Origin of the sequence: Acidovorax delafieldii 2AN (assembly GCF_000175235.1) — a bacterium.
Classification (GTDB): domain Bacteria; phylum Pseudomonadota; class Gammaproteobacteria; order Burkholderiales; family Burkholderiaceae_C; genus Acidovorax; species Acidovorax delafieldii_B.
The window spans coordinates 1-3,525 of the sequence record NZ_ACQT01000319.1 but is presented as its reverse complement, the minus strand read 5'-3'; the positions used below and the strand labels follow the sequence as shown (position 1 = coordinate 3,525).

General features: G+C 66.3%; 3 protein-coding genes. All 3 read right to left on the bottom strand.

All coding sequences use genetic code 11. From position 1 onward, the window contains the following. The 3 genes from glyS to glyQ are packed head-to-tail and all read right to left on the bottom strand — an operon-like array spanning position 1 to position 3,346. Entirely contained in the window at positions 1–2,130 is a 2,130-nt protein-coding gene (gene glyS, locus ACDELDRAFT_RS20325) for a glycine--tRNA ligase subunit beta (RefSeq protein ID WP_005799954.1), read from the bottom strand. Positions 2,131–2,138: 8 nt separating this feature from the next. Continuing rightward, complete coding sequence (locus ACDELDRAFT_RS20320; protein ID WP_005799953.1) at positions 2,139–2,441, bottom strand: antibiotic biosynthesis monooxygenase family protein; 303 nt, start codon at positions 2,439–2,441, stop codon at positions 2,139–2,141. Beyond that, positions 2,441–3,346 (bottom strand): glycine--tRNA ligase subunit alpha, encoded by a 906-nt coding sequence (glyQ, locus tag ACDELDRAFT_RS20315; RefSeq protein WP_005799952.1) that lies wholly within the window; start codon positions 3,344–3,346, stop codon positions 2,441–2,443. Before glyQ ends, ACDELDRAFT_RS20320 begins: the two co-directional genes overlap by 1 nt. Positions 3,347–3,525: the final 179 nt, after the last annotated feature.

Genomic DNA, 3,525 nt, shown 5'->3' with positions numbered 1-3,525 from the left:
TCAGGCCAGCCGCGACAGATCGGCCACGCGGTTCATGGCGTCATGCAGGCTTTTCAGCAGGCCCTGGCGGTTGAGGCGCAGGTCGAGCTGCTCGGCATTGACCATCACGTCGTCGAAGAATGCGTCCACCGGCGCGCGCAGCACGGCCAGGGTCTTGAGCGAGGCCGTGTAGTCGCCCGCATCGAACTGCGCATTGGCCTCGGGCACGAAGCGCTGCAGCGCGGCGTACAGGTCCTGCTCGGCCTTTTCCTGCAGCAACTCGGGGTTGACGTGGGGGTCGACCTCGCCCGCCTTCTTGAGGATGTTCGAGACACGCTTGTTCGCCGCGGCGAGCGCCGGGCTTTCGGGCAGGGCGGCAAAGGCGCGCACCGCCGCCAGTTGCTTCTCAACCAGGGCCAGGCGCTGCGGGCGCAGGGCCAGCACGGCGTCCACTTCCTGGGCGCTGAAGCCCTGCTCGCGCAGGCTGCCGGCCAGGCGGTCGTAAATGAAGTCGGCCAGCGCAGGCGTGGCATCGGTGATCTTGTCGCCAAAGGCGGGCACGGCGCCGGCCAGCAGCACGCTCAGATCCAGCGGCAAGTCCTTCTCCACCAGCATGCGTATCACGCCCAGCGCATGGCGGCGCAGCGCGAACGGGTCGCGGTCGCCCGTGGGCAGGTTGCCGATGCCGAACATGCCGACCAGGGTTTCGAGCTTGTCGGCCAGGGCCACCACTACGCCCGCCGTGTTGCGGGGCAGCGTATCGCCGGCAAAGCGCGGCTTGTAGTGGTCTTCGATGGCATCGGCCACGGTTTCGCCAAGCCCGTCGTTGAGCGCGTAGTAGCGGCCCATCGTTCCCTGCAGCTCGGGGAACTCGCCCACCATGTCGGTCACGAGGTCGGTCTTGGCCAGTTGCGCGGCCAGGTCGGCATCGGCCACCAGGGCAGCATCGCCCAGTTGCGCAGCGATGGCTTTGGCGATGGCGCGCACGCGCTCCACGCGCTCACCCTGCGTGCCCAGCTTGTTGTGATAGACCACCTTGGAGAGGCCCTCCACGCGCGAGGCCAGGGTCTTCTTGCGGTCCTGGTCGAAGAAGAACTTCGCGTCGGCCAGGCGCGGGCGCACCACGCGCTCGTTGCCGCCGGTCACAAAGCTCGTGTCTTCGGGGCTGATGTTGCTGACCACCAGGAACTTGTTGGTGAGCTTGCCCGCGGCGTCCAGCAGCGGAAAGTACTTCTGGTTGGCCTTCATCGTGAGGATGAGGCACTCCTGCGGCACGTCGAGGAACTGCTCCTCGAACTGGCAGATGAGCACGTTGGGGCGCTCGACCAGCGCGGTCACTTCGTCGAGCAGCGCTTCGTCTTCAATCGGGCGCGCACCGTTGCCCACCTGGGCAGCGGCCGCGGCCAGCTGGCGTGCGATTTCGGCCTTGCGCTCGGCAAAGCTGGCGACCACGGCGCCGTCGGTCTTGAGCGTGGCGGCGTAGCTGTCGGCATCCCGCAGCACCACGGGCGACACGGCGGCTTCGAAGCGATGGCCCTGCGTGTGGTTGCCGGCCGTCAGGCCCAGCGCCTTCACGGGCACCACCGTGCTGCCGTGCAATGCCACCAAGCCGTGGGCCGGGCGCACAAAGTGCACACTGGTCCAGCCAGGCAACTCACAGTCGGTCTCCAGCTGGTAGCTCATGACCTTGGGGATGGGCAACTTGGCAATGGCCTCATCCAGCGCCTTTTGCAAGCCAGCCTGCAGGGTGGCGCCGGCCACCACGCTGTCATAGAACAGGGTCTCGGCCTTGCCGTCCTGCGCGCGCTTCAATGCGGCGACGGCGGCAACGGGGTTGGACACATCGGCGCCTAGCGCCTGCAGCTTTTTCAGCAGCGCGGGCGTGGCATTGCCGCTGGCATCCAGGCCCACGGTGACGGGCATGAGCTTTTGCTGCACGGCCTTGTCGGCAGCCTTGTCGGCGACGGCGGTCACGTGCGCGGCCAAGCGGCGGGGCGAGGCGAACGGTGTGACGGCAGATGCCGCAGTGGCCAGGCCCTGCGCCTTAAGCTGGTCTGCCAGCACCGTGGCAAAGGCATCGCCCAGCTTTTGCAGCGCCTTGGGCGGCAGCTCTTCCACAAACAGTTCAACGAGGAGGTTTTGGGTGGTCATGCGATCAATCAGCTCAAAGACGGCGTGACCGCGCTGTAGTGCAGCACGGTGGGAAAGGGGTCGTAGAAAGGGTGCAGCAGCGCGCGCCATTCCTGGTATCGCGCAGAGCCGCGAAAGCCCTCGGTGTGGTCCTGCAGCGTGGCCCAGCGCACCAGCAGCACGTACTGGTGGTCGTCCTCCACACAGCGTTGCAGCTCGTGCCCGTGGTAGCCCGGCATGGACGCAATGATGCGCTGCGCCTGGGCAAAGGCCTGCTCAAACGCGGCGGTCTGGCCGGGCTTGATCTGCAGGGTGGCCACTTCCAGAATCATCAGGCAGCCTTTTTGGGCATCTGCTCTACCCACTCGCGGGGCGCCATGGGGAAGCCCAGGCGCTCACGGCTTTCGTAGTAGCTTTGCGCCACGGCGCGGGCCAGGTTGCGGATGCGGCCGATGTAGGCGGCGCGCTCGGTCACGCTGATGGCGCCGCGCGCATCCAGCAGGTTGAAGCTGTGCGCGGCCTTGAGCACTTGTTCGTAGGCGGGCAGCGCCAGTTGCTGCTCCATGAGGTATTTGGCCTGTTTCTCGTGCGCGTTGAAGGCGGTGAACAGAAAGTCGGCGTCCGAGTGCTCGAAGTTGTAGGTGGACTGCTCCACCTCGTTCTGGTGGTACACGTCGCCGTATTTCAGGGTGTCGGTCCACTGCAGGTTGTAGACGTTGTCCACGCCCTGCAGGTACATGGCCAGGCGCTCCAGGCCGTAGGTGATCTCGCCCGTGGCGGGCTTGCAGTCAATGCCGCCGACCTGCTGGAAGTAGGTGAACTGCGTCACCTCCATGCCGTTGAGCCAGACCTCCCAGCCCAGGCCCCAGGCGCCGAGCGTGGGGTTTTCCCAGTCGTCTTCCACGAAGCGGATGTCGTTCTTCTTCAGGTCAAACCCCAGCGCTTCAAGGCTGCCAAGGTACAGCTCAAGGATGTTGGCCGGCGCGGGCTTGAGCACCACCTGGTACTGGTAGTAGTGCTGCAGGCGGTTGGGGTTCTCGCCGTAGCGGCCGTCCTTGGGGCGGCGGCTGGGCTGCACGTAGGCGGCTTTCCAGGGCTCGGGACCGATGGCGCGCAGGAAGGTGGCGGTGTGCGAGGTGCCTGCGCCCACTTCCATGTCGTACGGTTGCAAAAGCGCGCAGCCCTGGGCGTCCCAGTAGGACTGCAGTTTCAGAATGATTTGTTGGAAGGTCAGCATGACGGATTTGGATGCGTCGCAAGCAGGCACGGCCGGTGCCCATGGATCGGATGGCAGTTCAGGCTGCGTAACCGGCCATTTTAAGGCGCGGCACGGCTGCCGCAGCGGGATCGCCGCCTGGCGGGCCGCCAGAGCGGGGCTGCAACCACCCTGCGCCCCCCGCGCTTCCACCTCCTCTC